Annotated in this window: 3 protein-coding genes and 1 pseudogene; all 4 read left to right on the forward strand. The window is 61.4% G+C overall.

Annotated features, from left to right (window positions below):
* A pseudogene (locus AC1DUU_RS29035) lies at positions 1-310 on the forward strand (ABC transporter substrate-binding protein); the annotation flags it as partial.
* A 166-nt stretch (positions 311-476) separates the two neighbouring features.
* Positions 477-725: an aa3-type cytochrome c oxidase subunit IV gene (locus AC1DUU_RS29040; RefSeq protein WP_476786786.1), complete on the forward strand. Its 249-nt coding sequence runs from the start codon at positions 477-479 to the stop codon at positions 723-725.
* A 287-nt stretch (positions 726-1,012) separates the two neighbouring features.
* A complete protein-coding gene (locus AC1DUU_RS29045) occupies positions 1,013-2,254 on the forward strand; it encodes a Re/Si-specific NAD(P)(+) transhydrogenase subunit alpha (protein ID WP_476786787.1) in 1,242 nt (413 codons plus the stop codon).
* The coding region (locus tag AC1DUU_RS29050) for an NAD(P) transhydrogenase subunit alpha part 2 (protein WP_476786788.1) at positions 2,251-2,593 on the forward strand (343 nt) is incomplete at its 3' end. The genes AC1DUU_RS29045 and AC1DUU_RS29050, both read left to right, overlap by 4 nt.

Raw genomic sequence — 2,593 nt, forward strand, 5'->3', positions numbered from 1 at the left:
GGAGCATTTCGACATCAGGCTAATCAATGGCGAGCAGATGCGCTGGGGCCTCGAGAACCTCAAGATCGACGACGCCAGGCTGGCGTCGCTCGGCATGACCGGCATGATCGGTCCGTTCGCGACTTCCTGCACCAACCATGCCGGCCATGGCGGGGCGTGGATGCTGGAATGGGACGGCGCCAAGTTCGTCAAGACATCCCATCTTTTGACCGCTGACGCCGAGATGATTGCGCCGCTGGTCGAGCTGGAAGCCGGCAAATTCGCCGAGGCCCACGCGCCGTGGCCACTCAACGAGGCGTGCAAGAACTAGGGTTGTGTTTTCCTGCGGCACCAGAACGCGCCGGTTCATCAAATGAGCCAAGATTTCCCTGCTGGGGATTGATAATCTTGTCGCAGCCAAAGGGGCAATCTTTCCATTGCCCTGCAGCGCGCATTTAGGTATGTGCCCTTGAACTCGTTTTCCGGAGGGGACTCTCATGGCTGATAATACGCCGACCGGCCCGATCGAACTTGGCGCGCAGATGGACTACGCCGAGCACGAGAAAACCTATTCGATGTTCATTACGCTGTCCAAATACAGCACGCTGGCTTGCGTTGCGCTGATGATCGCCATGGCCTTTGGGTTCTTCACCCCTGCTGGATTTTTCTCCAGCGTGGTGCTGTTCCTGATCATCTGCGCCGTCGGCGGTTTCCTGCTGCGCGACGTACCGACACATATTCGCTGACATTTCTACGCAGCCGCGGGCTCCAGCGTCWGTTTTGGTTCCGGTCAATTTGGGCCGGAGATAAACAGACGACCTTCGTTAGAAGAACGTGGACCAAAAGCGGCTCCGTGCAATAGCCTTGCCGGTGTAGTGACTGGCAAGGCATGGTCCTTATAAGATTGTGGCTTCGGGTGCGTCGGCGGCTTCTCCGTCAGTATCCAAAGTAGATTTCGTTGGTAAGGCGCCGACGCGTCTTTGTGCGTCCGGCGCTTTACGTTTGGTAAGGTTCCAACCGAAAGGACGTGACGGTGGGCCAGACGATATTCATCCCCAAAGAGCTTGAGTTGATTGAAACCCGTGTTGGGGCTTCGCCGGATACGGTGAAACGCCTGGTGGGGCTTGGTTTTGACGTGGTTGTCGAGACAGGGGCAGGGACCTTGTCGCGCATTCCCGATGCCGATTTCACTGCTGTCGGTGCTGTCATCGGCAAGGCTGTCGATGCGGGACGCGCCGATGTCGTGCTGAAGGTCAGGCGGCCCAGCGACGCCGAGCTCAAGGGTTACAAGCCAGGTGCGGCCGTGCTCGCCATCATGGACCCCTATGGCAATGATGCTGCGGTCTCAGCGATGGCCAAGGCCGGTGTGACGGCGTTTGCCATGGAACTGATGCCGCGCATCACGCGCGCCCAGGTGATGGACGTGTTGTCGTCGCAGGCAAACCTTGCCGGCTACCAGGCGGTGATCGACGGCGCGGGCGAATATGACCGCGCCTTGCCGATGATGATGACGGCGGCCGGCACCGTGCCGGCGGCGAAAGTGTTCATCATGGGTGTCGGTGTTGCCGGCCTGCAGGCGATTGCGACTGCGCGGCGCATGGGTGCGATCGTCACCGCCACCGACGTGCGTCCGGCGGTCAAGGAGCAGGTCGCCTCGCTCGGCGCAAAATTCCTCGCCGTCGAGGACGAGGAATTCAAGGCCGCCGAAACCGCTGGCGGCTACGCCAAGGAGATGTCCAAGGAGTACCAGGCCAAGCAGGCGGCGCTGACCGCCGAGCATATCGCCAAGCAAGACATCGTCATCACCACCGCACTCATCCCGGGCCGTCCGGCGCCAAAATTGGTGTCAGCCCAGATGGTCGCCTCGATGAAGCCGGGTTCGGTGCTTGTCGATCTCGCCGTCGAACGCGGCGGCAATGTCGAAGGTGCTGTGCCCGGCAAGGTCGTCACCACCGCCAATGGCGTCAAGATCGTCGGCCACCTCAACGTGCCGGGCCGTGTCGCGGCGTCCGCCTCGCTGCTTTATGCCAAGAACCTGTTCGCCTTCCTCGAGACCATGGTCGACAAGGCCTCGAAGCAGATTGCCATCAACCGCGACGACGAGCTGGTCAAGGCAACGATGCTGACCGATGCCGGCCGCGTGGTTCACCCCAACTTCGCCAGCGCAGCGGCTGAGAAGGCCGCGCCTGAAAAGGCTGCGTCCGCAAAACCGGCTGCCGTGAAGAAGCCGGCTCAGCCCAAGACGTCGAAGAAGTCATCTCAGGGAGACGCATGATGGAAGGTCTTCAAAAAGCCCTCGACCAGCTCGACCAGGCGGTTGGTGCCGTCCGGCTCGGTGTCCAGGATCTCGCCACCGCTCAAAATGCGGCCGAGGCCGCCGGTGGTGCGGCGCACGCACTGTCGGGTGGAGCGATCGACCCGTTCGTCTTCCGCTTCGCCATCTTCGTTTTGGCGATCTTCGTTGGCTATTACGTTGTCTGGCAGGTGACGCCGGCCTTGCACACGCCGTTGATGGCGGTGACCAACGCGATCTCCTCGGTGATCGTCGTCGGCGCGCTTTTGGCCGTCGGCATCGCCGCGTCGGGGCTTGCCACCGGCTTTGGCTTCATCGCCC

This window comes from Aminobacter sp. P4_H6_2 (assembly GCF_056400805.1).